General features: G+C 40.8%; 3 protein-coding genes. All 3 read right to left on the bottom strand.

Annotated elements, in window-relative coordinates:
- Nucleotides 1-1,017: hypothetical protein (locus WB217_RS09780; RefSeq protein WP_423992932.1), on the bottom strand; the 1,017-nt coding region annotated here is incomplete at its 3' end.
- Nucleotides 1,018-1,282: 265 nt separating this feature from the next.
- Nucleotides 1,283-1,414, bottom strand: a complete 132-nt coding sequence (locus tag WB217_RS09775; protein WP_423992930.1) for a hypothetical protein — start codon at nucleotides 1,412-1,414, stop codon at nucleotides 1,283-1,285.
- Between the two features lie 181 nt (nucleotides 1,415-1,595).
- A partial coding sequence (locus tag WB217_RS09770; RefSeq protein ID WP_423992934.1) for a PEP-utilizing enzyme occupies nucleotides 1,596-1,703 on the bottom strand: 108 nt, incomplete at its 5' end.

The following is a 1,703-nucleotide window of genomic DNA, read 5'->3' as shown; positions in this document are numbered from 1 at the left end:
GAGCAACATAAATTCATCCAAGTTAGAAGACACAAATTCTGCATCCACATGCTTCCAAATTTCATTCAAGACCTGATGATACTCTGGCGGCAGATCCTCAATGAAGGGGAATAAATAAACTGCCGCTTTCTCATATTGCCCTTCTCTCATCAATCCTTCAATAAAAGTTCGAGCATCTGATACCCATTTATATGGATTAATTTTTGCATAGGATAAGACTAGAATCCAATTTTCGAGGGGTATGTACTTCAAGGCCAATTCTGTTTGTCTCTTAACAGACTCAGAAGTATGATTCCTTTTGTCATCCATCCAAACCAGCAGCCCTTCAGCATACCGTTCTTCGCTATTTAATAAACTTTCCAGCATTTGAAAATGTTCGGTGTTTTTCCGATTCGTAAAGCAATGGAACTCTGCAAATAAGGGGTCCTTCTTTTGGATTGCCGATAAAGACGAGGTAGAGTAGAAACTTGAATATGAGCTGTATTCCCGGGAATGGAGGAGATCATTAAGCTTTTCCATGGAAGGAGATAAGTCGGACAAAAAATGAATCGATTGAAAGGCTTTGAAAAAACTGCCGTTTCTTCTGTAGTGGAAAAAGATATTTTCGATTTGTTTGGTGAGCTGTTCTGGTGAGAAAAACGAGTCGAGTGCTGCAGCAATACATGGTATTTCAAGGAGGGAATAATCGCGCTGGAGATGATTGAAGAGCTTGTTTTTCGCTGGTATTGTTAAAGCTGTGGCGGGAAGTAGTACAGGCAGAAGCGGGTGCTTTTTATCTAAGACTATCCCTTCATTCAGCACTTTATCAATAAAAGAATCTTTTTCAACCTTTTCGAGTTGTTCCCCATATATTAGGGCATTTTTGTAGAAAATCAGATAGTATGTTCCGTTTAATTCAGTTTGGACCTCGGCAACCATGAATCTGGCGAAGATTGCTGTCCGCACCACTTCTCCATTTACCATAACCCTATTAGATTTGAACGATATTTTTGTCGGCATTGTTAGATCACTATTCATGAACATTCGGCCTCCTAATGAATCGTATCTTTAGTTCTATAGTTTAATTATACGTTACCCTTATTTAAAAAGCGACCTCGCCTATTCGTTACTCGAAGCGCGGGGACGTACCCTTTGCTTCTGAAGACAGATTGACGGTTCTGCCGTCTCACGATTTTACATATTTTTACTGATCCTAAGACAATAGACCGTCCCTTTGTCCCAAAGTGAGTGAAAGTTACTAGCACCTTTACGTATTCATATCCCGCCCTGTGAAGATACCCGATCAATGATAAGCAGGACTGTCTTCATCAGAAGGCGGAAACTTGCCAGCAACACCCTCCACCGCCCGTCGGTTTGCCTTCATTTCGATCCAATCTATTAAATTCTCTTCGCAGTCTTCTAAGCAGCCAAGCACCTCTTCCTCATCATCCTCCCCCAAAAAAAGGTTCTATGTATTTATGTAAAAAAAAACGATTCAGGAAACTTAATGACCGCACTTGCCTTATTGTTATTAATAAAAATGGAAGCACAAGGTACGTCCACATGCACCAACAAAAGAAATGGAAGCACAAGGTACGTCCCCATGCTTCCAGCAATTACATTATTTCGATATATCCTTCTGTTCCATGGACGCGGATTCGTTGTCTGTCTTTTATTAGTTTGGTTGCATGATCGACTCCGACTACTGCTGGTAAGCCGTATTC

The sequence above is a fragment of the Mesobacillus sp. genome (assembly GCF_049588175.1).
Taxonomy (GTDB): domain Bacteria; phylum Bacillota; class Bacilli; order Bacillales; family Cytobacillaceae; genus Mesobacillus.
The sequence above is the reverse complement of the archived record's forward strand: the minus strand, read 5'-3'. Positions and strand labels throughout refer to the sequence as shown.